This window comes from Pseudomonas sp. SDO52101_S400, from assembly GCF_054071635.1.
The window spans coordinates 17,372-40,164 of record NZ_JBSVWF010000001.1 but is presented as its reverse complement, the minus strand read 5'-3'; the positions used below and the strand labels follow the sequence as shown (position 1 = coordinate 40,164).

At 60.5% G+C, this 22,793-nt stretch carries 22 protein-coding genes; 11 read left to right on the top strand and 11 right to left on the bottom strand.

Annotated elements, in window-relative coordinates; genetic code table 11:
* The first annotated feature begins 5 nt into the window (after positions 1–5).
* Complete coding sequence (locus ACW9HX_RS00210; RefSeq protein WP_457378986.1) at positions 6–677, top strand: class I SAM-dependent methyltransferase; 672 nt, start codon at positions 6–8, stop codon at positions 675–677.
* A gap of 4 nt (positions 678–681) precedes the next feature.
* On the opposite strand, the gene ACW9HX_RS00205 is transcribed toward ACW9HX_RS00210, so the two are convergent.
* Positions 682–1,836 (bottom strand): NnrS family protein, encoded by a 1,155-nt coding sequence (locus ACW9HX_RS00205; protein WP_457378985.1) that lies wholly within the window; start codon positions 1,834–1,836, stop codon positions 682–684.
* A 1-nt stretch (position 1,837) separates the two neighbouring features.
* Positions 1,838–2,086: a transmembrane sensor/regulator PpyR gene (locus ACW9HX_RS00200; protein WP_457378984.1), complete on the bottom strand. Its 249-nt coding sequence runs from the start codon at positions 2,084–2,086 to the stop codon at positions 1,838–1,840.
* A 262-nt stretch (positions 2,087–2,348) separates the two neighbouring features.
* Here ACW9HX_RS00200 and ACW9HX_RS00195 point away from each other — a divergent pair, with 262 nt between their 5' ends.
* The 4 genes from ACW9HX_RS00195 to ACW9HX_RS00180 all read left to right on the top strand — a co-directional run bounded on the left by ACW9HX_RS00195 (position 2,349) and on the right by ACW9HX_RS00180 (position 8,240).
* Positions 2,349–2,852, top strand: coding sequence for a VOC family protein (locus ACW9HX_RS00195; protein WP_457378983.1), 504 nt, complete (start codon positions 2,349–2,351; stop codon positions 2,850–2,852).
* Positions 2,853–2,970: 118 nt separating this feature from the next.
* Complete coding sequence (locus ACW9HX_RS00190; protein WP_457378982.1) at positions 2,971–3,393, top strand: hypothetical protein; 423 nt, start codon at positions 2,971–2,973, stop codon at positions 3,391–3,393.
* Positions 3,394–3,457: 64 nt separating this feature from the next.
* Positions 3,458–4,291, top strand: a complete 834-nt coding sequence (locus ACW9HX_RS00185) for an AraC family transcriptional regulator (RefSeq protein ID WP_457378981.1) — start codon at positions 3,458–3,460, stop codon at positions 4,289–4,291.
* 283 nt (positions 4,292–4,574) lie between these two features.
* Complete coding sequence (locus tag ACW9HX_RS00180; RefSeq protein ID WP_457378980.1) at positions 4,575–8,240, top strand: hypothetical protein; 3,666 nt, start codon at positions 4,575–4,577, stop codon at positions 8,238–8,240.
* 111 nt (positions 8,241–8,351) lie between these two features.
* Here the strand turns inward: ACW9HX_RS00180 and ACW9HX_RS00175 are convergent, their stop codons facing one another.
* The gene (locus ACW9HX_RS00175) at positions 8,352–8,939 is read right to left on the bottom strand and encodes a LysE family translocator (protein WP_457378979.1); all 588 of its coding nucleotides are present in this window, start codon (positions 8,937–8,939) and stop codon (positions 8,352–8,354) included.
* Between the two features lie 142 nt (positions 8,940–9,081).
* Here ACW9HX_RS00175 and ACW9HX_RS00170 point away from each other — a divergent pair, with 142 nt between their 5' ends.
* Positions 9,082–9,867, top strand: coding sequence for a type 1 glutamine amidotransferase domain-containing protein (locus ACW9HX_RS00170; RefSeq protein WP_457378978.1), 786 nt, complete (start codon positions 9,082–9,084; stop codon positions 9,865–9,867).
* On the opposite strand, the gene ACW9HX_RS00165 is transcribed toward ACW9HX_RS00170, so the two are convergent.
* A complete protein-coding gene (locus ACW9HX_RS00165) occupies positions 9,845–12,082 on the bottom strand; it encodes an ATP-binding protein (protein WP_457378977.1) in 2,238 nt (745 codons plus the stop codon). The two genes, ACW9HX_RS00170 and ACW9HX_RS00165, sit on opposite strands and share 23 nt — an antisense overlap.
* Positions 12,079–12,684, bottom strand: coding sequence for a biliverdin-producing heme oxygenase (locus ACW9HX_RS00160; protein ID WP_457378976.1), 606 nt, complete (start codon positions 12,682–12,684; stop codon positions 12,079–12,081). Before ACW9HX_RS00160 ends, ACW9HX_RS00165 begins: the two co-directional genes overlap by 4 nt.
* A gap of 275 nt (positions 12,685–12,959) precedes the next feature.
* Between ACW9HX_RS00160 and ACW9HX_RS00155 the strand changes: the two genes are divergently transcribed.
* Entirely contained in the window at positions 12,960–13,580 is a 621-nt protein-coding gene (locus tag ACW9HX_RS00155) for a LysE family translocator (protein WP_457378975.1), read from the top strand.
* Here the strand turns inward: ACW9HX_RS00155 and ACW9HX_RS00150 are convergent.
* Entirely contained in the window at positions 13,577–13,990 is a 414-nt protein-coding gene (locus ACW9HX_RS00150) for a VOC family protein (RefSeq protein WP_423205382.1), read from the bottom strand. The two genes, ACW9HX_RS00155 and ACW9HX_RS00150, sit on opposite strands and share 4 nt — an antisense overlap.
* A 109-nt stretch (positions 13,991–14,099) precedes the next feature.
* Here ACW9HX_RS00150 and ACW9HX_RS00145 point away from each other — a divergent pair, with 109 nt between their 5' ends.
* The 3 genes from ACW9HX_RS00145 to ACW9HX_RS00135 are packed head-to-tail and all read left to right on the top strand — an operon-like array spanning position 14,100 to position 16,633.
* Positions 14,100–15,182, top strand: a complete 1,083-nt coding sequence (locus ACW9HX_RS00145) for a bifunctional transcriptional activator/DNA repair enzyme AdaA (RefSeq protein WP_457378974.1) — start codon at positions 14,100–14,102, stop codon at positions 15,180–15,182.
* A 23-nt stretch (positions 15,183–15,205) separates the two neighbouring features.
* Positions 15,206–16,003, top strand: coding sequence for an isocitrate lyase/PEP mutase family protein (locus ACW9HX_RS00140; protein WP_457378973.1), 798 nt, complete (start codon positions 15,206–15,208; stop codon positions 16,001–16,003).
* A gap of 3 nt (positions 16,004–16,006) precedes the next feature.
* Positions 16,007–16,633, top strand: a complete 627-nt coding sequence (locus tag ACW9HX_RS00135; protein ID WP_457378972.1) for a DNA-3-methyladenine glycosylase family protein — start codon at positions 16,007–16,009, stop codon at positions 16,631–16,633.
* A 224-nt stretch (positions 16,634–16,857) separates the two neighbouring features.
* Here ACW9HX_RS00135 and ACW9HX_RS00130 read toward each other — a convergent pair whose 3' ends face one another.
* From ACW9HX_RS00130 to ACW9HX_RS00120, 3 genes are all read right to left on the bottom strand, one after another.
* On the bottom strand, positions 16,858–17,955 hold the full coding sequence (locus ACW9HX_RS00130; protein WP_457378971.1) for an extracellular solute-binding protein: 1,098 nt from the start codon (positions 17,953–17,955) through the stop codon (positions 16,858–16,860).
* Positions 17,956–17,957: 2 nt separating this feature from the next.
* On the bottom strand, positions 17,958–19,073 hold the full coding sequence (gene aguA, locus ACW9HX_RS00125) for an agmatine deiminase (RefSeq protein WP_457378970.1): 1,116 nt from the start codon (positions 19,071–19,073) through the stop codon (positions 17,958–17,960).
* Between the two features lie 99 nt (positions 19,074–19,172).
* Positions 19,173–20,057, bottom strand: coding sequence for a LysR substrate-binding domain-containing protein (locus ACW9HX_RS00120; protein WP_457378969.1), 885 nt, complete (start codon positions 20,055–20,057; stop codon positions 19,173–19,175).
* 209 nt (positions 20,058–20,266) lie between these two features.
* Here ACW9HX_RS00120 and ACW9HX_RS00115 point away from each other — a divergent pair, with 209 nt between their 5' ends.
* The gene (locus ACW9HX_RS00115; RefSeq protein WP_457378968.1) at positions 20,267–20,755 is read left to right on the top strand and encodes a GFA family protein; all 489 of its coding nucleotides are present in this window, start codon (positions 20,267–20,269) and stop codon (positions 20,753–20,755) included.
* A 34-nt stretch (positions 20,756–20,789) separates the two neighbouring features.
* Here ACW9HX_RS00115 and ACW9HX_RS00110 read toward each other — a convergent pair whose 3' ends face one another.
* On the bottom strand, positions 20,790–21,995 hold the full coding sequence (locus ACW9HX_RS00110) for a molybdopterin molybdotransferase MoeA (RefSeq protein ID WP_457378967.1): 1,206 nt from the start codon (positions 21,993–21,995) through the stop codon (positions 20,790–20,792).
* Entirely contained in the window at positions 21,992–22,531 is a 540-nt protein-coding gene (gene moaB, locus ACW9HX_RS00105; RefSeq protein ID WP_065260324.1) for a molybdenum cofactor biosynthesis protein B, read from the bottom strand. Before moaB ends, ACW9HX_RS00110 begins: the two co-directional genes overlap by 4 nt.
* Positions 22,532–22,793 lie beyond the last annotated feature (262 nt).

Sequence of the window (22,793 nt, the reverse complement as noted above, 5' to 3'; positions counted from 1 at the left end):
TCGCCATGTCCTCGCCGGAAACCACCCTGCTCCAGAGCTGGCACCACAACGCCCGTGCCTGGACCGAAGCCGTCCGCAGCGGCGCTATCGAGAGCCGCCGGCAGGTCACCGATCAGGCCATTCTGCTGGCCATAATGGGGCGCCAACCCGAGCGCGTGCTGGATCTGGGATGCGGCGAAGGCTGGCTGTTGCGGGCGCTGGCCGAGCGAGGTATCAAAGCGGTCGGCGTGGACGGTGATGCGATGCTGATTGACGCCGCCCAGGCGGCAGGATCAGCGCAGGCGCATGTCGCCAGCTACGAAGAACTGGTGGAGGCAAAAGTCGATATCGGCTGTGATTACGAGCTGATCTGCGCCAATTTCTCATTGCTGCATCAGGACATCATTCCGCTGCTCGCCGCCATGAACGCTCTGCTTGTGCCCGGTGGCGCTCTGGTGATCCAGACGCTGCATCCGTGGTCGGTGGCAGCGGGTGATTATCAGGATGGCTGGCGGGAAGAAACCTTCGATGGATTCAAGGGCCAGTGGCAACCAATGCCGTGGTATTTCCGTACCTTGTCCAGTTGGCTCAATGCGCTGGACATGGCGGGCTTTCAGTTGAGCAGCCTGCGGGAGCCACAACATCCGCAAAGCCCGGTGCCGCAGTCGTTATTGATGATTGCCGAGCGTCGCGGATAAAACGCTACAACCTGGGTTTGAGCAGAATCCCGGTGTAATGCCGTAAAAACAAAACAAAAGCCGCGCACCAGAGCACCACGGACAACCCCAGCCCAAGACTGGAAAACGGCACCAGCAACACCCGGCAACCCGCCGCGATCAGCGCCAGTGCAAAGCCCAGTACCACGATTTTCGGTGGCTGCAGCAACCGGCCAGTGTGGCCTAGGCTGACCCGCGCAATCATCGCCAGAATCAACCCGCCTACCCCGCCAACGGCCAGCGCATGGGTTGCCAGACTTTGCTGGCCGAGCAGCCCCAGATGCCACGCCGCCATGGCCCAGATCGCCAACGCCATCCAGCCGTAAGCCAGGTACAACGACCAGAGCAGCGGCACCCGCCACATTCCCCGATCATGCCAGCGAATCAACCGCAGCCCTTGCAAGCTGCCGGTCAGCACGAACAAGGCTGCCAGCCACGGTCGTGGCGAATCATTGAGACCTGCCGCGAAGGTGACGGCCGTTAGCAGGCTGCCGATCAACAGCAAGCGTGTTGGCAGTGGGTTGGCAGCAGGCGCCGGCAGACGGTTCAAGCCGCGCTGGATAAAGAAGGGAATCACCCGACCGCCGATCACGGTCATCAGTGCGGCAATCAGCCACAACGCACCCAGCACACCCTGGCGTTGCAGGCCGGCATCGTCCCTGAAGATGCCGATCAGGGTCAGCGCCTGACAGCCCGCCATCAGCGCGAGCACCAGCACAATCGGGTAGTTGTCGCGTTTGCGCGCGGTGATCAGATCCCGCGCCAACATCACCGCCAGCAGGGGTAGAAAAATCCACTGCAGCGCGAGGATCAATCCATCGGGCAACGGCATCCACCACGCCAAACGGCCGAGCAGCCAGACCGATACCAAAGCGATCAACGCCCCGCCGCGCACGCCGGGAATCCCGGTCCAGTTGGGTACCGCCGTCAGCAGAAACCCGGCAACGATTGCCGCCGCGAAACCGAACGGCATTTCATGTCGATGCCAGGCGAGCATGCCGCCCGCCGCTTGCAGATCGAACCAGTGACCGTAAAGCCACAAACCCCAGATCAGAATCGCCAGAGCAGCGAATCCGGCGCCGGCCAGAAACAGCGGCCGAAAGCCCAGGCTGAACACAGGCGCCGCCGCGAGTCTGCGCATCTCAGGCCACCGCCAATGCAGGGGACTGGCCCAACCGATACTGCGACAGCAGGCGCATCACATAGCCGATCTTGATCAGCGTCGGGCCGACGATGGTCATGGCGTGCATCGCTACCAGCAACGCAATCGGCACAGGGCCCTGATACAGATAAGCGCCGTAGATTCCGGCCAGCAACATGACCAGGCCGGCGACGAGCACTTTGCTCGACAGGTGCAGAACGTTCAGCGGATTCTCGAAGACAGTGAACATGTTTCGTACTCCTGAGCGGATCAGTTTGTATGCAAGACCCTTCAACTTGCGTGCCAGATTATTAGCCCAGCAATATCAGTCAGTTGCGGAAACACGAGTCAATTTGACACAAATACAAAAGAGTCATTTTGACAAACAAAAAAGTCAATACGACTACATTCCATCTTCATTGCATCCAACCATCGATCCGCGGCACCGTCAGCCGAGCACAGACTGGCTACTCTAATAATCCAGCGTGTCCAACCTGCCGAGGAAGACTGCCATGCAACGCTTTCAAAAGCTGACTCCGTGCCTGTGGTTCGACGATCAGGCGGAAGCGGCGGCGAAGTTTTACTGCTCGATCTTCGATCACTCGAAAATCACCGCCCTGACCCATTACAGCAAGGTCGGCCAGGAGTTTCACGGCCGTCCGGAAGGCTCGGTGATGACCGTCAGCTTCGAGCTCGACGGCCAGACCTTCACCGGCCTTAATGGCGGCCCGATGTTCAAATTCAATGAGGCGGTGTCGTTTCAGGTCAATTGCCAGAACCAGGAAGAAGTCGACCATTTCTGGGGCAACCTGTCGGCTGGGGGGCCGGTGGAAGCGCAACAATGCGGCTGGCTCAAGGACAAGTTCGGCGTGTCGTGGCAGATCGTGCCGGTGGCGTTCATGCACATGATGACCGACGCCGACCAGAGCAAAGCCCAACGAGCGATGCAGGCCATGCTCGGGATGAAAAAGCTCGACATCGCCGAACTGGAGCGAGCCTTCGCCGGGCAGATCTGAGCGGCTGAACGCAGAGAACCGCTCATCGGGAATGCTCGTGACCTGTCAGATATGACAGGTGTTTTTTGTTCTGAGGTTAATCGAGCATGGCTATTCCTCCATTTGAAGGTATGCCGCCATGAACAACCTCACTACAGTGGATTTTGAAGATCAGGCATCAAAAGACTTTGCTCCCGGAGAGCAATTCACCAGCAACGGGACGAGCTTTCACCTTTTGTCAGGCTCTGCAGCCCCGATGTCCATTATCGAATCAAACGGTACGCACGTTAAAGGGAAGGTCTTGGTCATGCGCCGAGGCATTCTGGACATCAATCTGGGCCAGGCCCAAGACAGCTTGAGCTTTTGGTATGTAAACGCAGATAAAGGAATGACTGTGCGCTTTTTTGCGCAGGATGGTTCTAAGATCTACGAATTTGATGAACCTCCGCATGGTGCTGGCGAGAAAGCATGCGGACGCACCATCAAGCCATCGTTTACGAGGGTTCAGATCGAAGTCCCCGGTGATAATGTGCTAATCGATGAGCTGCAACTCACGCAATAACGATGACTGACCACCGACAGTCAGCGCTCGCTAAACTCAAGCCTGACTGCCGGGAATCACAACAATGAAACACGCTGCTGCCAAGAACCCCGAAAAAGCCCCGCGCTTCTGGCGCGATGACGCCCTGCCCTTCATTGAAGCCCGGGCCATCGCCGATGGGCGCGAGGTCTGCTATTCACGGCACTCCCACGCGCACTTTTCCATCGGGGCCATCACTGCCGGGCGCAGCACCTATGTGCATGAGCAATCATCGTTCGAAGTGGCGGCCGGCACCGTGGTGCTGATGAATCCGGGGGACGTGCACGCGTGCAACCCGATCGATGATCAGCCGTGGTCGTATCTGATGTTGTACGTGGAAACGCCGTGGCTGACGGACTTGCAGCATCAGCTGGGGTTCAGCGCGGAACTTGAGTTTCGGCGGTTTTCCGATACTCACCTGAATGATGTTCGCCTGTTTCGCGACTTGAATGCGTTGTACGACGTTCTGGTCGACGATCAGCACGACGTGCTGCGCAAACAGAGCGCGGCCGTGGAGTTCTTCAGCGACCTGCAACTGCGCCTGAACCCGATCGATCAGCCCATTCGCGAGCCGAATTTCAAACTCGAACGCGCCGCCGACTTCATTCGCCAGCACTGCACCGACCTGCTCAGCCTCGACGACATCTGCGCCGCTGCCGAGCTGTCACCGTCCTACCTGATCCGCGCCTTCAAACAGCACTTCGGCATGACGCCCCATGCGTTTTTGGTCAACCAGCGTATCCAGTTTGCTCGTGAGTGTTTAAGGCGCGGGCAATTGATTGCGGATGTGGCACTGGAGGCCGGGTTTGCCGATCAGGCGCATTTTCAGCGGGCGTTCAAACAGCATCTGGCGGCTACGCCGGGGCAGTATCGGGGTTAAAAAACAACCTGAAACGGTCACGAACAGCCAACTTCATCACAACTACCAGACAGCGCGATGCAACTTTCGCGAACAGTCTTTCCTCCCAAAAAACCATCAAATTCACCCAGCCAAAAACAACTATTATTTAAAATCAGCATCCCTCTACACTTTCACATACAACAAATATCCAAACACACAATCCATGTTTTTCCTTTCGCACATCTCATTAATATAAAACCGATCCAGCCCAACCACCCAAACTCATTACTCCAAAGTACTGAGTGCAAATCGGTTTTTATCCATGCAATCAAATGACATTCAATCTGCGGAGTCTCTGGACGCGCAACAAAAACAAAACATTACAACAGTGCTCCGTCACTTCATTGACAACAAAGATGCGGTCACGACTCTGGGCTGGGAATGGGATCGGCTGCTGACCCCGAATATCGGGCTCACCCCCTTTGACCAGATCCACCGCCCCGCCCGGGTTTCTCTGGCCATTCTTGTCCGGCACCCTGGATTCGCGGCTGTTCGCCGTCAGCGCTCCATTCCGGAAACTGCAATCTTTCTGGTTGATCAAAACAGCCGTCTCTTCTTTTCTTATCAAAACCTCGTGGGATATGGCGATAAACCCGGGACCCACTATGTTTCTCCCCGCGACATCACTGCCGATGTCGCCCACCTGAGCGACTTCACCCAGGATTTGAAGTTACTGGGCAGCGCCGCACGTTCAAGTGGTGGCTGGGTGACGTCCGGAGAACAGATCCTTGTCGGCCAGTGGTTACGTTTCCAGGGCCTGAAACTGCCGAATAACGAAAACGCTGTCAGGGGTCTGATTGATCTGCTGAACTTTTCGACCCTGCCAGACGCCCCAAAGTATGGCGACTACTGGCAATTGCTGAACGCCCCCGACGGTTCTCCGTTCAAGATCGACGACAAACATCGCGCGATCATTGGAGAGGTGAGCAAGGCAATGAAGGAAGGCTATGACTTTCTCATCGATCGCTTTGGCGCCCATTTGATACTTGAAAGCGCTTCCGCTGACCAGTTGCCCACCAGCGTGGATTACCGGTTACAGAGATTGCTCGAAATTGCCGACTGGGATTCGGATCACGCCGCAGCGCATATCAGTGCGCTGGGTTGGTTCTCTGACGCAGCAGGGCCAGCCCCGACGCCGGAGCTCGTCGAACAGCTACTGATTGCCGCGATGCTGCTCGACCTGGACCCTGCTCTCGACGATTCCAATACCCACTTTGCCGGTTTCGACCTGTACGCCAGCGACCTTTTCTTGCGTCATCCTTCCGCCGTTCGCAAACAATTCGAACAGCATCTGGTCGACACACTGGATCTGCATCCAATCCTCGCACCTTTGGTGGCGCAGTGGGTGCTCGGGGGGATGGCGCCCGAATACCAGTTCCATCACTGGCCTTCCGAGGTCAGGCTCGGCACGCCGGCCTGGGTGATCGGCACCCAGGCCGTGCACTTCGCCGAAGCGTTGATTCCCGGTGTTTCCCGCAAAATGAGTTATGAACAGCTCCTGGGATTCGGGCAGGCGGCGAAGGCCATGCCAGTGCTGTCATCGCTGCAATCCAACGGGGCCGTTGACCCGGTGATCAACTGGGCGGTCATGAACAAGCTCATCACCCGGGAGGCCGACAAATCCATGAGTCAGGCGTCCATCACTCGAGCCATTGCTGAATACAACCTGTATCTCGACAAGTTTTTGAGCGCCGCCGAGAAGTTTTCCAGCCCCCTGCCTGACCGCAAGCAAATCGCACTGCGGCAACTGAAGTCCGATGTTCCGGACTGCGATCCCGACGAACTTCTGGTCAAGCACCGGGGCAGTGGAGGCGGTGCCGGACGAAAAGTCTCAGTGCTCGACCTTTATATGGGTGATGAACTTCACACCCGCGATTGGGACCGGATCCGAGGCACGAGTATCTATGAATCGTTTCCGGGACTGGCCGAACTGTTCCCCGTCGAGGAGCTTTATGAATCAGCTGTTTCAGACTATTTCAACGGCATCACCGATGCACTGACCCACAATATGGAAATCGCACTTTCACAAATCCCATCGACAGATGCCGGCGCTCTTGAGTACGGAGCCCTGGGCATCTACGCACTGCGGAAAGTGGATTACCGTGCGGAATCAGCCTCCGGTCGACCAGGCGTCACAATCCCGGCCGCTGAATTGCCGGGCGACACCGGTCGCTATGGCGTCATCGTCTGCGCACAGTTCACTCACAACAGAATTGCCTGTTTTGAATTGTTCCCCATGAGAATGGAATGCCGGTACAACCCGGATCTCGAAACCTTCTTCGAACCCTTGGTATCCGGAAACTACGATGACCTGAATACCCGGTTCGCCAAGACCGGCAAACTCGAAAGTGCCCCTGTCGACTTGCAGGCCTACCTGCAAAACGTCGCCCCTCGCAGCAACATCAAATCCAGGTTTTACCTGCAAAAGTTGGGAGAGTTGAAGGCTCCGACGGGAGATGCCGACCCCGCCTATCCGACACCGTCCTTCCGCTCGCCACGCAAAGAACAGTTGAGCAGGCTGGTTGCCGAAAACAACCCGTACCTGACTGAAAGCGAAATTCGCCAGCTGGGCCTGCAACAAACCCAACGCGAGCGAGCGATTGCGAAAACCGAAGCCATCTTCGAAGTCATTCTCAACCTGATCATCCCGCTCAAGGGATGCGTGGAGGGGCTGACCTCCGGTGATGCCAAGAAGCAGGGAGCCGCCATCGTCGATTGCATGGTCGACGCCGCAGCGCTGGTGTTCGCCTTTGCCGCCGTGCCCGCAAAAATTGCCAGTACCAGTGCCAAAGCCGCAACAGTAACCACCCGGCTACTGTCCGCCACCCGAGTACTGACGAGCAGCACCCTGAGCCTGTTCAATCCACTGAGCGGGCTGCCTGATTTGCTCAAGGGTGGGGGCAAGCTGGCCGCTCGCGGCGCGTCGAAACTGAGCGCTTCGACACTCTCCGCAACCCGTCAGGCGCGTCAGCAGTTGCGTTACCTGACGGGCGCGAACAGCTACGACCTGCTCAAAGCCATCGACCACACCGGCTCGGCATCGCGGATCCGGATGTCACTGGATACGGTGGAACATGCCCGAGCACTGTTCAAAAGCGACAGCATCGTAACCGCGCAAGATGTTGTGACGCGCCTGAGCGACAAGAACATTGCCTCACTCAAGGGCGTCCCACCGGCCGAACTGGAACAACTGGCATTCAACGCCGTGAAAGAAACGGCCCTCCAGAACACGCATGTAAAGGATCTGGAATCAATCATTGGCCGATCTGCCGTCGATGAACTTCTTTCCTCTCGCTTGGGCAGCCACCCGGTTCAACTCGATAACGCGGTGTTCCCGGTGCAAACCTACGTCGATACCCTGGGCGAACTGGCCAGACTGGAAACCAAAAAAGCCCATTACATGAAAACCTACCAGCAAAATGTCCTGAAACAGGATCTGGGACAGGCACCGTGGACCGACGTTTTACCGGACTCGACCTTCAACCCGAAAGGTTATACCGAGTCCTCGGACAGGGCCGCCGCATGGATGGTGAACGGATCAACGTCTGATAATGATTTCGACAGCATCGTCGCTCTATTGCGCGAATATGCAGGCAACAACCAGTCCTTGACCGACCCCGCCGTTATCCGGGAAGTCCACAGGCGACTGGTACCGCATCTGGCAGGAAAAGTACGCGGCGGCGGCACCGAGGCGAAATATGGGAGCAGTATCACCGGCTTCGCATTGCTGGAAGATCATTTGAAATTGCTGGATACCGGGCATGCCCACTTCGACAAGCATTTGCTGGCAGCAGTGGTCGGCTTTCAAGGTTTCGGCGACGGAAACGGTCGCACCGCGAGCGCGCTGTATGCCATCAGCCAATTGCGGGGCGGGAAATTTACGCCGATGCCCCCCCATGTATTTCGCGAGTTGAACGGCATCTTCTGACGCATCGATCGTTCGCCTGAGTGCCGGACATTGCGAACAAACCCGCCGACACAGGGCGGCGGGCTTGTTCCTTCAACAAGTACGGCACGCACGCAGGCCGTTACCTTTTGCTTACGGCAGCAACAGATACCCCGCACTCACCGCCAGCAACGACGCCATCAGCCGGTTGAACACGCGCATCCCTGCCGGGTTGCCCAGATACCCACGCAAGAACGTCCCGGCATACGCCCAGCACCCCACCGACAGATAACAGATCACCAGATACACCGCCGCAAACTGCCACACCAGCCGCGCCTCGCCATCGGCGACAAACGCGCCCATCCCCGCCACGCAGGCCAGCCAGGCCTTGGGATTGAGCCACTGCATGACCGCGCCGTAGAGCATCGAGGGTGCGCGGCCGGCGTCCCCGGTACTCAATCGTCCGTCATCGGTGGCGAGTTTCCAGGCCATGAACAGCAAAAACGCCACCCCGGCCAGTTGCACCACGCGGGTCAGCGACGGCCACAGTGTCAGCACTTCGTGCAGCCCCAACCCCATCAAAACCAGCAACAGCACAAACCCCAGTGTCGCTCCGGCCACGTGCCGCTGACTGGCGCGAAAGCCGAACTGCGCGCCGGAGCTCAACGCCACGATATTCACCGGCCCCGGGGTAATGGACGCGGCGAGGGCAAACGCCGCCATCGAAACAATCAGACTCATCGCACACCTGCTGCAAATCGAGGAAGAAGGCGCCCACAGTAGCCAGCACACACCGGGCGGTATTGAACGAAATTACCCCCGCGTCGGCAGATCCACTACGCTGTAACTCTGTGATCACCCTCGACCAGGAAGTCTGCCCTCGATGATTCTGATTCTGTTGCCCTCCGCCGATTACGATCCCACCGAAAGCAGCGTGCCCTGGCAGGCATTGCGCAACGCAGGCATCGAGGTACGTTTTGCCACGCCGCAAGGCTTGCCCGCCCACGCCGACGCACGGCTGGTGGACATCGGTTTCGGCCTGCTGAGTTCGATGCTGATGACGCGCAAAGCCGACCTCGACAGCTACACGCAGATGATCGAATCCGAGGCGTTTCGCCAGCCGCTGGCGTATGCCGATGTCGACACGACCCGGTTCGACGGTCTATTGATTCCCGGCGGTCATGCCAAGGGGATGCGCACGCTGCTGGAGTCCACGCAGGCCCAGCAGATCGCCCTGCAATTTTTCAAGGCCGAAAAACCCGTGGCGGCGGTGTGTCATGGCGTGTTGTTGCCGGCACGCACGCTCGATCCCGACACCGGGCGTTCGGTGTTGTTCGGGCGCAAGGTTACGGCGTTGCTCGCGGCAACCATGGAGTTGCCGGCGTGGCTGATGACCGCTGCGTGGCTGGGGCGCTACTACCGCACTTACAAGCAAACCGTCGAGGCAGAAGTGAAAACCGCACTGGCCCGCAAGTCCGACTTCATACGCGGGCCGCTCATTGCCAAACGCGACAAGGCAGAGAACTCGCAAATCGGTTTTGTGGTGCGCGACGGGCAACTGCTGACGGCCCGCTGGCCCGGCGACTGCCATCGATTCGCCGCCGAATGGGTGGCCCTGTTGCAGGCCACCCGCCGCGAACCGGTACTCAGTCCAGACGCGGCACGGTGAAGCGGAATTCGCTGCCCTGCCCCGGCTCACTCTCGGCCACGATCCGCCCGCCATGGGCTTCAACGATGCCCTGCGTGATGTACAGGCCCAGCCCGGTGCCGGTCGGGTTGCCTTCCTTCACCGTCCAGTAACGGTCAAAAACGTGCGGCAAATGCTCCTTGGGAATACCTTCGCCGCTGTCGCGCACGGTGAAGACGATTTCATCGCCGACTGACTTGGCATGCACGCCTACCGTGCCCAGGCGCGGGGTGAACTTGATCGCGTTGCCCACCAGGTTCGACAACACCTGAAACAACCGCTCAGGATCGGCATGGATGCTCAGATCGGGATCAGCCTCGAACGAGATGCTGATGTCCTTGTCCAGTGCCAGCGGCGCGAGCAGCGATTGGGCTTCTTCGAACATCTGCGCAACATCGAGTTTCTGCGGCGCGATGGTGTAGCGCCCGGCATCGATTTTCGAGGTGTCGAGCAAGTCTTCCAGCAACGTGTTCATGCGCCCGGCCGCTTGCTGCATGGTGTCGATGGCGGTGGAAATGCGCCGCGAAGTGTGCGGTCCGTCTGAGCTGAAAGCCTTTTGCATCATGCCGCACAGCATGGAAATCACCGTCATCGGATTGCGCAGGTCGTGGGACACCACCGCCACCAGCTCATCGCGGGCGCGCACCGCTTCCTGCTCGCGGCGAACCTGGCGGGCCAGGTCGTTTTCCAGTGCCGAGCGGCGCAGGTCGTTGGCGGCGAACAGATCGCCGTGGCTCCACTTGGTGGAAATCCCGGCCATCTCGACTTTCCAGATTTCGAACGAAGTACGCGGCCGCAGGCGCAGACCGCCGTCGGAGTTTTCCAGGTCCAGCGGTTTGCGCGGGTCGCCGCTCCAGTTGATGTTCTCTTTGACTTCGGGGCGAAACCACAGCACGCCGTTGTCCACCGGCTTAGGCAGGCTCATGGCGAGCACGCCGCTGGCGACCTGCTGATACTGCGTAGCCGGCGGATAGACGCTGGCCAGGTGATGACTGGCAAACACTGGCTCGCCGCGTTCCTGCAACCACTTGTGCAGGGCACGAATCTCTTCCGGTTCCGGGCAATTGCCGTAACGGTGCAATTGTTTGTCTTCGATGATCGCTATGCCACCGGCATTGGCCAGCGCCATCAGAACTTGCGGCTGGTTGGCCAGGCCATCGAAGACATTCTGCGGCGAGTCGATCATCGCTTGATTGAGCAACGCCAGCGCCTCGACCTTTTCCTCCCGTTGACGGCTGACTTCCAGCGCTTCCATTGCACTGATCTGCAGCGACAGCACCTGGCCAATGGTCTGGCACGCAGTGCGCAATTCATGGGGCACGTGCAACGGCTGACGGTTGCCGCAACTGATCAGGCCCCAGAGCCGGTCGCCCTTGAGCAGGGAGATGCTCATCGACGACAGCACACCCATGTTCTTCATGTACTGACAGTGGATCGGCGACACGCTGCGCAACGTCGCGAAGCTCAGGTCCAGCGGGGTCTGGGTGTCCGGGCGCAACCTGGGTACCAGCGGCACCGGTTGGTAGTCGGCATTCGGGATGATCCGCAGCCAGTTGGTGCGATACAGCTCGCGGGCTTGTTCGGGGATGTCGGACGCGGGGAAGAATAATCCGTTGAAGACCTCCATCGACGGATCGGACGCTTCGGCGATGACCTGGCCGTGGCCCTCCTCTTCAAAGCGATAGATCAGCACCCGGTCGTAACCGGTCATGGCCTGGATTTCCTTGACGCTGATGTCGTACAGCGCCTGCAGGCTCTGGGCCTTTTGCAAGCGCGCGAGCATCCGCCCCAGGTGGGTTTCGGTGCCCGCAACGTTGCGTGGCTGGAAGTTTTCAACGTGGATTTCCAGCTCCAGGATCAGCACGTACTGATACCGATGCAGCAAGCCTTCGAACGCCGTGCCATTAAGGCGAAAGTGCAGCGGCGGCGCATCGGACAAGGTCGCCTGCTGCAACGCCTCTCGAACCTGCGCGGCGTGGAGATCGCCGATCAGGCTTTGCAGAGGCTGGCCGATCAGTTCCTGCGCCGGGCGCGCGAGCAACGTCTCGACGTTGGCGCTGATCTGGATGATCGAAAGGTCCGGTTCGCTCAGGGTCAACAGCAGACCGTGAGGCTGGATCGCGCCGGGAAAGCGGATCGGTTCGTCGGCGCAGTTGGCCAGCAACTCTTCAAAGGCTTCTTTGTCTTGCGGGGTCATACCAGAACCTCCTGGCTTTCGAGCCAGCGCTCGAAACAGCTGAATGTGGTGTGGGCGGCCGCCACGACGGCTTCACGCTCGTCGGCGTCCATCGGGCGGCTGCCCAGGTATTCGATGAAATCGCGCCAGCGCCGGCCGGTGGCGGCGCCGTAGATGTCGAGAAACGCTGCGCCGTTGTCCGCGCCGAGACTCAGCCGCGTAGCGATTTCCCGGCGCAGGATCTGCCCGCCAAGGGTCGCGCCTTCGAGGACGTACAACACGCCGAGGCAGGCGGCCCCGGAGTCGATGAAGGGTAACTGGCGGCAGACCGCAAACTCCTCGCCGTTTGCGCCCAACGCTTGCAGATCTCGCTGCAGGGTCGGCGCCTTGAGGCGCGAAGTCAGGTCGAAATCGGCGGGGATCGCGCCGCTGTCCTGCAATGCGGCTTCCAGTGGCTGGTAGAAGCCGTAATAGGCGCGCATCAGTCGCCCGAAAGCGTGCAGATCAAGAGATTCAGAGAAAAAAGGAAGGCGTTTTTCCAGTGCAATGTGCAGTTTGGCGGTGCCGGCCCGCAGATCTTGCAGTACCGGTGGCACATGAACCTCACGGGCCTTTGCTTGCATGTAGGTCGCTCGTACAGTGGGCCGCCTGCGGCCATGGGGGAATGGAAAAGCATGGCGCGAAAGCTTACACGGCAATTGCAGTTTCTGACCCGGCAGATGGTTTTTTATGGTGAATTCATCACCCTGTGACGAATTCAGAGTTGACCGGGCGGCAGAAAGTTCGAACGGATTCACTCCCGATAGTCGCTGTACCGCGACACTGCTGCATGACTGTACGGTTCGGGCTCGTGCGATCGCGTGATAAAAACAGCGCTCCCGTCACCGGAGCCCGCACCATGGATCTCGCCACCCTTTCCCTGTTCCTGCCCGCCTGTTTTGCCCTGAACATGGCACCGGGGCCGAACAATCTGCTGTCGGTCAGCAACGCCACTCGTTATGGCTATCGTCGCGCCTGTGTGGCCGGGATCGGCCGATTGCTGGCGTTCGCCGGGATGATCGCCCTCGCGGCGGCGGGGCTGGCGGTGGTGCTGCAAACGTCCGAGTTGTTGTTCTATGGGATCAAGATCATTGGTGCGGCGTATCTGTTGTATCTGGCGTGGCAGCTGTGGCGGGCCAATCCTGCTGCCGAAGACGCCGTTGCAGCGCCGGCGAGCGGCCTGCTGGCACTGGCGCGTCAGGAATTCCTTGTGGCCGCTGGCAATCCCAAGGCAATACTGATCTTCACCGCTTTCCTGCCGCAATTCGTCGACCCGGCCCGCGCCATCACCCCGCAATTCATGCTGCTGGGCGTACTTTTCCTGCTGCTGGAATGGATCGCCATCAGCGCCTACGCCTACATGGGCCTGCACATGCGCCGCTGGTTCGCCGAGCCGCGCGGCAAGCGGATCTTCAATCGTTGCTGCGCGGGGCTGCTGTCGGCGGCGGCTTCGGTGTTGCTGATGGCCAAACGGGCCTAAGCCTCGGACGGGCCTTTGAGTTCGACCTGATTGCCGTCCGGATCGAAGCAGTACAACGACAGGCCGTTGCCCTCGGCGCCGAAACGGGTGGCGGCTTTGTCGACGGTCAGACCACAGGATTGCAGGTGGCTGATCAAAGCCTCTTCATCGAACGGCTCGATGCGCAGGCAGAAGTGATCGACATTGCGCCGTTCGCTGCCGGCCGCGGCGCCGCCCTTGCGGCCGATTTCGCCGTCGAGGTCGACCAGATCGATCATCGACGTGCCGGCGCGCAGGTGTACCAGGCCGAACTTTTCGTTGCGCTTGACCACTTCGGCGCCGAAGACCCGGTCGTAGAAATCGATGCTGCGTTGCAGATCGGCAACGCGCAGCACGATGTGATCGATGTGGTGAATCGTGAACGGTGGCATACAGTCAATTCCCGAGTTGTAGCGACCCGATCACTGTAGTGCAGCGGCCCGAAAATTCACTGTCGATTTTTCGGTGGAGCCATCGAATAACTGGTTTTATCCTCGGCCCATGAACATACAGACCGCTGTCCTGCCCCCTCACGCCGAAATGGTTCGCGCCATGCTCGCAAGCGACACTGCCTATGAAGGCGTGTTCTTCACGGCCGTGAAAACCACCGGGATCTTTTGCCGCCCTACCTGCACGGCGCGCAAACCGAAACCGGAAAACGTCGAGTTCTTCGCCCACGCTGACGACTGCCTGTCCGCCGGCTACCGCGCCTGTCTGCGCTGCAAACCGCTGGACGCGGCCGCTATCGCCCCGGACTGGGTGCAACGCCTATTGAAGGCAGTCGACGCCGATCCGGAGCTGCGCTGGAGCGATGCGCAGTTGCTCGCCGAAGGCATCGAGCCGCTGAAGCTGCGGCGCTGGTTCAAGCAGCATTTCGGCATGACCTTTCACACGTGGCTGCGCACCCGTCGGCTCGGCGTGGCGTTGGGCGGGATCAAGCAAGGCACCTCCATCGACCATGCGGCGTTCGACTCCGGATATGAATCCCTCAGCGGCTTTCGCGATGCGTTTCAGAAGTCGTTCCACATCACGCCGGGGCGCGCAGCGGCCAGCGAGCCGCTGCTGTTCACCCGCCTGACCACGCCGCTGGGGCCGATGATCGCCATGGCCGAACGACGCGGGCTGGTGCTGCTGGAATTTCTCGACCGCCCGGCGCTGACCCGCGAAGTCGAAGAGCTGCAAAACCGCTACGGCTACGTGGTCGCCCCGGGGCACAACGCGCATTTGCAGCAGATCGAAAACGAACTGGCGCTGTACTTCGCCGGCAAACTGAGCGAGTTCAGCGTGCCGCTGCATCTGCCGGGCAGCGAGTTTGCCCGGCAGGTCTGGGCCGAGCTGCAGCAAATCCCCTACGGCCACACCAGCACCTACGGCACCATCGCCGCACGGCTGGGCAAGCCCGGGGCCAGTCGGGCGGTGGGGTTGGCCAACGGTCACAATCGGCTGTCGATCGTGGTGCCTTGCCATCGGGTGATCGGTGCGGACGGCTCACTGACCGGCTATGGTGGCGGGCAACCGCGCAAGGCGTTTTTGCTCCGGCTGGAAAACGCCGCCGTGCAACTGACGCAACCGCTGGCTTTTTGACAAACCGACAAGAAGGGATCTCGATGAACGCGCTCGACACACAGTTTCACCAGTTGCACCACGATGGCCTGCTGATCCTGACCAACGTCGCCGACGCCACGGGTGCGCGACTGGTCGAACAGTTGGGCGGCAAAGCCGTCGCCACCAGCAGCGCTGCTGTTGCCTGGGCCCACGGTTATCCGGATGGCAACACCCTGCCGCTGGAGCGTTTGGTCAGCACCGTGGAGTCGATTGCCCGTGTCATCCAGGTGCCGTTGAGCGTGGACATCGAAGCCGGTTATTCCGATGACCTCGAGCGGGTCGCCGAGGTCATCGATGCGGTTGTCGCCGCCGGCGCGGTCGGGATCAACATCGAAGACGGCAGCGGCACGCCGGAACTGCTGGCACGCAAGATCGAAGTCGCGCGGCAAGTTGCCGACAAGCGCAATGTGAAGCTGTTCATCAATGCCCGCACCGACGTTTACCTCAAAAGCCTGGTGCCGGCCGAGGATCGCGTCGCCGAAACCTTGCGTCGCGCCGCGCTTTATCAAGCGGCCGGGGCCGATGGGCTGTTCGCTGCCGGGGTGACATCCGCCTACGAAATCGAAGCCATCTGCAAGGGCACATCACTGCCGGTCAACGTCCTCGGTTTCGCTTGCCTGCCCTCCCCCGATGAGTTGAAAACCCTCGGCGTGCGCCGCCTGAGCGCCGGCTCCGGCATCGCCGAATTTCTCTACGGCGCCATGGGCTCACTGGTGAAAAGCTTTCTCGCCACCGGCAAGCTCGACACCCATGACCTCAAGGCGTTCACCTATGGCGAAGTCAACGGTCTGCTGAAGTAAGCCATGCCCGATCCCTACCAACCGGCCAGCGAGTTTCTGGCCAGCCTCGACGACGACTGGCAGCGCCATATCGCGGCAGTCGGCCCTTGCCTGCATCAGCCGCACCCGGCGCGCGATCCCTATGAATCGCTGGTGCGGGCGATTGCCTATCAGCAACTGCATGCCAAGGCTGGCGATGCGATTGTGGGGCGGCTGGTGGGATTGTTTCCCGGGCAGACGTTTCCGCGTCCGGAGCAAGTTCTGGCTACGGACTTCGACCGGTTGCGCAGTTGCGGGTTTTCGGCGGGCAAGATTGCGACGATTCAGGGGATTGCCCGGGCGACTCTGGACGGTGTGGTGCCGGATTACCCGACTGCGCTGGCGATGGAGGATGAGGCGCTGATCGAGCGGTTGGTCAGTCTGCGTGGGGTTGGGCGCTGGACTGTCGAAATGTTGCTGATTTATAGCCTGGAGCGGCCGGATATTCTGCCGGCTGATGACTTTGGCGTGCGCGAGGGGTATCGGCGGTTGAAGGGGCTGGAGGTGCAGCCTGCGCGCAGGGAGATGATTGAGATTGGGTTGGGGTGGAGTCCGTTTCGGACGGTGGCGGCTTGGTATTTGTGGCGGGTTCCGAAAAGCCCCTCACCCTAACCCTCTCCCGGGGGGAGAGGGGACCGATTCGGGGATGCTTAAGAAGTACGCCGACCTGACACAGCAACTGTGAATCCATAGTCGCCAAGAAGTTAGTGAATCCATAGTTGCCAATACTTTGGTGAATCCATAATCGACTCGGACTTTCAGGTCGATGTATGACGAAAGACACTTCGGTCGGCCCCCTCTCCCTCCGGGAGAGGGCTGGGGTGAGGGTTGGCTTTTCAGAGACCAGACTTGAGCTTGCTGAACGCCCGAATCAAAGCCCGATTAAACACCTTCCCATTATCATTCTTGCTATACAACGAAGCCCTCACCGCCTCCGGCGGATACGTCCCCGGATCATTACGAATCGCCGGATCGATCAACCCGTCCGCCGCCGTAATCGCATTGGCGTAATGAATGGTATCGGTGATCGGCGCGATCACCTCGGGTGTCATCAAGTAATCCATCAATGCCAACCCGGCCTCGGGGTGCGGTGCATCCTTGGGAATGACCATGGCATCGAACCAGATCAACGTGCCCTCCTTCGGAATCCGGTAATTCAACTTGAACGGTTTTTTCGCCGCTTCAGCCTGGCCCGCCGCAATCGCAACGTTGCCGTTCCACGACATCGCCACGCAAGTATTGCCGTTGGCCAGGTCGCTGATATTCAGGTCATTGTCGAAGTAGCGGATGTAGGGGCGGATCTTCGCCAGTTGTTGCTCGGCGAGTTTCAGGTCATCGAGGCTCTGACGGTTGATGTCCAGGCCCATGTATTTCATGACCGCCGCGAACACTTCGTTCGGATCGTTAAGCAGGCTCACCCCGCAATCGGCGAATTTCGACACTACCGCCGGATCGAACAGCATCGCCCAGCTATCCCTCGGCGCCTCCGGCAGTCGCTGCTTCACCGCCTCTTCCTGATAACCGACGCCGGTGGTGCCCCAGGCATAGATCCCGGCGTAACGGTTGCCCGGATCGAACACCGCCATGTGCTGACGGAATTCGTCGCCGACTCCGGCAAAGTGCGGGAGCTGCTGCTTGTTCAACGTCTGGATCGCGCCGCTCTCGATGGCCCGCGACAGGTGCTGGCCGGCGGTCAGCACCAGGTCGTAGCCGCTGCGGCCGGTGAGCAGTTTGGTCTCGACGGTTTCCAGTGAATCGAAGTGATCGGCGACCACCCGAATCCCGGTCTTCGCCTCGAAATTTTTCAGGGTGTCCGGAGCCAGATACTCGCCCCAGATGTACAGGTTGACCACCGGTTGCGCCGTTTCGGCAGCCTGCACACACAGGGGTGCAAGCACCAGCAATAACGCTTTACTCAGTTTGTGCAGGCCCATGGTCAGGCTCCTTTTTTCTGGCCGGCGTATTGCGGCATGGTGATGCACGCGACGTTGCCGCCACCGAGCAGGATTTCCCGGGAGTTTTCGATGCCGACGATCTTGTGCTGCGGGAACAGTTCGGCGAGGGTCGCCAGCGCCACCTGATCGTTGCGATCACCGAACAGCGGCACCACGATCGAGCTGTTGCCGGCGTAGTAGTTGATGTACGACGCGCAGATCTTGGTGCCAGCCTGACGGATGTGGGTGCTGTCCTGCTGATCGAGGCCTTCGGCTTCTTCGGCGGTCCACTCCAGCACGTCCGGTTGCGGCAGCTTGTGCACGATCAGTTCGCGGCCACGACTGTCGCGAGTGCTGCGCAGGATGTCGTAGGCCTCCTGATAGATTTCCCATTGCGGGTCGTCACGGTTGTCGGTCCATTGCAGCACCACTTCGCCGGGCCGGACGAAGCACGCGAGGTCGTCGACATGGCCGTCGGTTTCGTCGAACTTGCAACCGCGTGGCAGCCAGATCACTTGCTCGGCGCCAAGATAGTCGGTCAGCCGGCGGGTCACTTCGTCCTTGCCCAGGTGCTGGTTGCGATTGCGGTTGAGCAGGCATTGCTCGGTGGTCAGGATGCTGCCCTGGCCGTCGCTCTGAATGCCGCCGAGTTCGGCAATCAGCGGGGCGCGATAGCGGTCGAAGCGTTCGATTTCGAGGATCTTGCTGGCGATCTGATCGTCCTTGTCCCACGGGTAGTAGAGCCCGCCATCGAGGCCGCCGTAGGCATTGAATTCAAAATCGACGCCACGCACTTCACCGCTCTGGTCGTTGACCACGAAGCATGGGCCGCTGTCGCGAAACCAGGTGTCGTTGCAGGTCATCTCCACCACGCGTACTTGCGGCGGCAACTGGCGGCGGGCGGTGGCGAACTGGGAGGCCGAAGCGCAGACCGTCACCGGCTCGCTGTGGGAGATCGCGGTGACAATCTGCACCCAGACCTTCTGCGCAGGCTTGGCGCCGTTGCGCCAGACGTCGGTGCGCTCCGGCCAGCCGAGCCAGCAACCGGACTTGGCTTCGAATTCGCCGGGCAGACGGAAGCCGTCCTGTTTCGGGGTGGTGTCGAGCAAACGCGCCATGGTCAAACCTCGTCATCGGGATGGGAATGACCTCAGGCTACGGTCGCTGGCGGTCGGCCCGCCAACGATGATTATTTCGGAACAGTTGAATTCAACTCATCAATCCGCCAATTGATCGTTGAACCATTCCAGCATCTGCGCCACCGCCGGACGCTCCAGCCGCACCCGTTCGCAGACCAGCGCGTATTGGCCCAGCGCGGTCATGCTGGAAGTGAACGGGCGCACCAGACGCCCGCTCTGCAAATCCTCCTGCGCGGTGAGGTTGTCGCCCATCGCCACGCCCTGCCCTTGCGCCGCCGCTTCCAAAGCCAGGCCGGCGTGGGCGAAATACAACTGGCGCTCCGGGCGCAGGTCGCCGGCATGACTGGTCAGCCACGCGGTCCAGGTCTTGCCGTCCTGATCGTCGTGCAACAGGCAATGGCGGGCCAGGTCCTTCGGGGTTTTCAGGTTGCCCTGGTTGAACAGGCCGGGGCTGCACACCGGGAAGAACTGCAACGCCGGCAACGGACGGACGAAATACGCACTGCTGTCCGCCGGGCCCGTGCCGTAGGTGATCGCCAGGTCGATGTCCTCGCCGGGGGCCGTGGCGTCGATCGGTTGTTCGTAAAGGTGCAAGGTGATGTGCGGATAACGCGCGTAGAAATCGGTGAGACGGCTCATCAGCCACTTCTGCGCCAACTCCGCCGTCACCGCCAGCCGCAACACGGCGAGGGAGGATGGATCGCGCAACTCGTCGCAGGCATCGCCGATCAGCTCGAAGGCCTGTTGCAGGCTTTGCATCAGGCGCCCGGCGGCGATGGTCGGGCGGATCTGCCGGCCCTCGCGGATGAACAGCGACACGCCCAGTTGTTCTTCGAGCTGGCGAATCTGATGACTGACGGCGCTGTCGGTGACGCACAGCTCGGCGGCGGCGCGGCCGAAATGCGCGTGGCGGGCGGCGCATTCGAAGGTTCGCAGGGCGGCCAGGGAAGGTAGTCGGCGCATGGGTTTTGATCCCGATTTTTTGCGCCATGCTGACCGGGCTTTTCGCGGGCGTCCAGTTACACCGCGTTATCGTTCTTCGCGAGCAAGCCCGCTCCCACACTTGAAATGCGTTCCAACTGTGGGAGCGAGCCTGCTCGCGATGGCGGCAGCACTTTCACCCCATCTCTTCTAGGCTGAACCGCACCGACAAAACCCACCGGAGGCCACTCATGCACCTCGAAGGTTCCTGCCACTGCGGCGCGGTTTCATTCACCCTCGACAGCGCCCACCCCTACCCTTATCAGCGCTGTTACTGCTCGATCTGCCGCAAGACCCAGGGCGGTGGCGGTTATGCGATCAACCTCGGCGGCGACGCGGCCAGCCTCAAGGTTCGCGGGCGCAAGCACATCACGATTTATCACGCGAAGATGAAGGACGAAGGCGATAAACGCGCCCATCGCAGCTCCGCCGAACGACACTTCTGTTCGTTGTGCGGCAGCGGTCTGTGGCTGTTCAGCCCGGAATGGCCGGAGCTGATCCACCCGTTCGCCTCGGCCATCGACACGCCGTTGCCGGTGCCGCCGGAACACACCCATCTGATGCTTGGCTCCAAGGCACCGTGGGTCGAAGTGCAGGCAAGCGTCAGGGATCAGCAGTTCGAGGTCTACCCGGAAGAATCCATTGCCCAATGGCACGAACGACTGAAATTGACCCGGTAGCCGCCCCCAGTCTTCGACAGTTTGTTGATCGTGCTCAGAACAGCTCGCTGAACGGAATGAAGCGCAGTGGATCACCCATTCGCAGCGTGCTGTTCTCCGGGATCTCCACCAGCCCGTCAGCCCAGGTCGCGCCGAGCAGGACCCCGGAACTCTGATTCGGATACAGCGCCGCCTGCCCGCCCTCCAGGCGCACCCGCAAGTATTCGCGACGGCTGCCGGGTTTCGGCCAGTCGAATCCGGCGTCGACGGTAAAGCTCAGCGGCATTACCTCTTCCACGCCTTGAATGCGCAGCAGGTACGGGCGCGCCAGCAAGCCGAAGGTCACCAGCGCCGAGGTCGGATTGCCCGGCAGACCGATTACCGGCACGTTGCCGAAATGCCCGACCGTCAGCGGCTTGCCGGGTTTGATCGCAAGCTTCCACAGCAGCGGCTTGCCATTGTCGCGCAGCACCTGACCGAGGCAATCGGCATCGCCGGCGGAGACGCCACCCGTGGTCAGAATCAGATCGGCTGCCACTTGCAGTTGCTCAAGCTTGAGCCGCGTTTGTGCCGGGCGATCCGGAAGAATCCCGGCGTCGATCACCTCGCAGCCCAGTTCGCGCAACCAATGGTCGAGCAAGGTGCGATTGCTGTTGTAGATGCTGCCGGGACGCAGGGGCTGACCCGGTTCCACCAGCTCATCACCGGTCGACAGCAATGCCACTCGTGGGCGGCGCACTACCGGCAGGTGGGTCATGCCCTGCCCCGCAGCCACCGCCAGTTCGAACGGGCCGAGGCGTTTTCCGGCACGCAGCAGAGTGTCGCCGACGCGGTTTTCCTGGCCCTGGGCACGGATGTTCTGGCCGATCTTCAGCGGTTGCAGGAATCGTACTCGGCCGTCCTCCAGCACTTCGACGTTTTCCTGCATCTCCACGCAATTGGCGCCCGACGGTAATGGCGCGCCAGTGAAAATCCGTGCGCAAGTGCCCGGCAGTAACGCATCAGGCGCCAGCCCGGCATAGACCCGCTGCGACACGCTCAATGGCTGGCGGTGCAGATCGGCGAGGTTCAAGGCGTAGCCGTCCATGGCACTGTTCGGCCATGGCGGCAGGTCGAGGGTGGCGACCAGATCGCTGGCCAATACTCGCCCGCGTGCCTCATTGAGCGGCACCGATTCACTGTCCGGCAGACGTTGTTCATTGGCCATCGCCAGCAACTGGTCGAGGGCCTCCTCGACCGGCATCAACGCAGCCTTGCTCATCCCCGTGGCCCGCAGGCTTGCACCGGTTTGAGGTGCGGGACGAAGTTGCACGGGCGGTGACGGTTGTCCAGTTGCTCGGCGAGGATGCCTTCCCACGCCGTGCGGCATGCGCCGGTGGAGCCCGGCAGGCAGCACACCAGCGTGCCGTTGGACAGGCCCGCCAGCGCACGGCTTTGGACGGTCGAGGTGCCGATGTCGAGAATCGAGATGGCGCGGAACAGTTCGCCGAAACCGTCGATCTGTTTGTCCAGCAGGCAAGCCACCGCTTCCGGAGTACTGTCGCGCCCGGTGAAACCGGTGCCGCCGGTGATCAGGACCACCTGGATGTTGTCGTCGGCAATCCAGTGCGCGACCTGGGCGCGGATCTTGTACAGGTCGTCCTTGAGCAGATTGCGTTCGCTCAACGTGTGGCCAGCTTCCAGCAGACGGCTGACCAGCAACTGGCCGGAGGTATCGCTGGCGTAATCGCGGGTATCGCTGACCGTCAGCACGGCAATATTCAAGGGAACAAACAAGGCATCCGCTTTAACACTCATGACACTCTCCGGCATTCGCCAATTCAATTGGGCCAGAGCCTAAGTGGCACTTATCAAGACTGTCTAATCACTCTAACCAACCGCACTATCGACCCGATCTATCGGTCACTTTTCTAAACACTCCGACCACGGTCAGAGCCAATGAAACCGGCCATCATCGAAACCCTCGATAGCCTCTTAAACGCTTCCGATTGGACGTAAAACGCGATCAATGGGATCGTCACCCCCTGCGCTTTCCGTGCGCCGTACGCATCTGCGTCAA

What these genes read in the sequence shown, in the direction of transcription:
- ACW9HX_RS00200 (WP_457378984.1), bottom strand. Translation starts at nt 2,086, where the DNA reads ATGTTCACTGTCTTCGAGAATCCGCTGAACGTTCTGCACCTGTCGAGC.
- ACW9HX_RS00160 (WP_457378976.1), bottom strand. Translation starts at nt 12,684, where the DNA reads ATGCAAGCAAAGGCCCGTGAGGTTCATGTGCCACCGGTACTGCAAGAT.
- ACW9HX_RS00205 (WP_457378985.1), bottom strand. Translation starts at nt 1,836, where the DNA reads ATGCGCAGACTCGCGGCGGCGCCTGTGTTCAGCCTGGGCTTTCGGCCG.
- ACW9HX_RS00180 (WP_457378980.1), top strand. Translation starts at nt 4,575, where the DNA reads ATGCAATCAAATGACATTCAATCTGCGGAGTCTCTGGACGCGCAACAA.
- aguA (WP_457378970.1), bottom strand. Translation starts at nt 19,073, where the DNA reads ATGGCGCGTTTGCTCGACACCACCCCGAAACAGGACGGCTTCCGTCTG.
- ACW9HX_RS00115 (WP_457378968.1), top strand. Translation starts at nt 20,267, where the DNA reads ATGCACCTCGAAGGTTCCTGCCACTGCGGCGCGGTTTCATTCACCCTC.
- moaB (WP_065260324.1), bottom strand. Translation starts at nt 22,531, where the DNA reads ATGAGTGTTAAAGCGGATGCCTTGTTTGTTCCCTTGAATATTGCCGTG.
- ACW9HX_RS00165 (WP_457378977.1), bottom strand. Translation starts at nt 12,082, where the DNA reads ATGACCCCGCAAGACAAAGAAGCCTTTGAAGAGTTGCTGGCCAACTGC.
- ACW9HX_RS00155 (WP_457378975.1), top strand. Translation starts at nt 12,960, where the DNA reads ATGGATCTCGCCACCCTTTCCCTGTTCCTGCCCGCCTGTTTTGCCCTG.
- ACW9HX_RS00175 (WP_457378979.1), bottom strand. Translation starts at nt 8,939, where the DNA reads ATGAGTCTGATTGTTTCGATGGCGGCGTTTGCCCTCGCCGCGTCCATT.
- ACW9HX_RS00150 (WP_423205382.1), bottom strand. Translation starts at nt 13,990, where the DNA reads ATGCCACCGTTCACGATTCACCACATCGATCACATCGTGCTGCGCGTT.
- ACW9HX_RS00120 (WP_457378969.1), bottom strand. Translation starts at nt 20,057, where the DNA reads ATGCGCCGACTACCTTCCCTGGCCGCCCTGCGAACCTTCGAATGCGCC.
- ACW9HX_RS00110 (WP_457378967.1), bottom strand. Translation starts at nt 21,995, where the DNA reads ATGAGCAAGGCTGCGTTGATGCCGGTCGAGGAGGCCCTCGACCAGTTG.
- ACW9HX_RS00170 (WP_457378978.1), top strand. Translation starts at nt 9,082, where the DNA reads ATGATTCTGATTCTGTTGCCCTCCGCCGATTACGATCCCACCGAAAGC.
- ACW9HX_RS00135 (WP_457378972.1), top strand. Translation starts at nt 16,007, where the DNA reads ATGCCCGATCCCTACCAACCGGCCAGCGAGTTTCTGGCCAGCCTCGAC.
- ACW9HX_RS00195 (WP_457378983.1), top strand. Translation starts at nt 2,349, where the DNA reads ATGCAACGCTTTCAAAAGCTGACTCCGTGCCTGTGGTTCGACGATCAG.
- ACW9HX_RS00185 (WP_457378981.1), top strand. Translation starts at nt 3,458, where the DNA reads ATGAAACACGCTGCTGCCAAGAACCCCGAAAAAGCCCCGCGCTTCTGG.
- ACW9HX_RS00190 (WP_457378982.1), top strand. Translation starts at nt 2,971, where the DNA reads ATGAACAACCTCACTACAGTGGATTTTGAAGATCAGGCATCAAAAGAC.
- ACW9HX_RS00210 (WP_457378986.1), top strand. Translation starts at nt 6, where the DNA reads ATGTCCTCGCCGGAAACCACCCTGCTCCAGAGCTGGCACCACAACGCC.
- ACW9HX_RS00140 (WP_457378973.1), top strand. Translation starts at nt 15,206, where the DNA reads ATGAACGCGCTCGACACACAGTTTCACCAGTTGCACCACGATGGCCTG.
- ACW9HX_RS00145 (WP_457378974.1), top strand. Translation starts at nt 14,100, where the DNA reads ATGAACATACAGACCGCTGTCCTGCCCCCTCACGCCGAAATGGTTCGC.
- ACW9HX_RS00130 (WP_457378971.1), bottom strand. Translation starts at nt 17,955, where the DNA reads ATGGGCCTGCACAAACTGAGTAAAGCGTTATTGCTGGTGCTTGCACCC.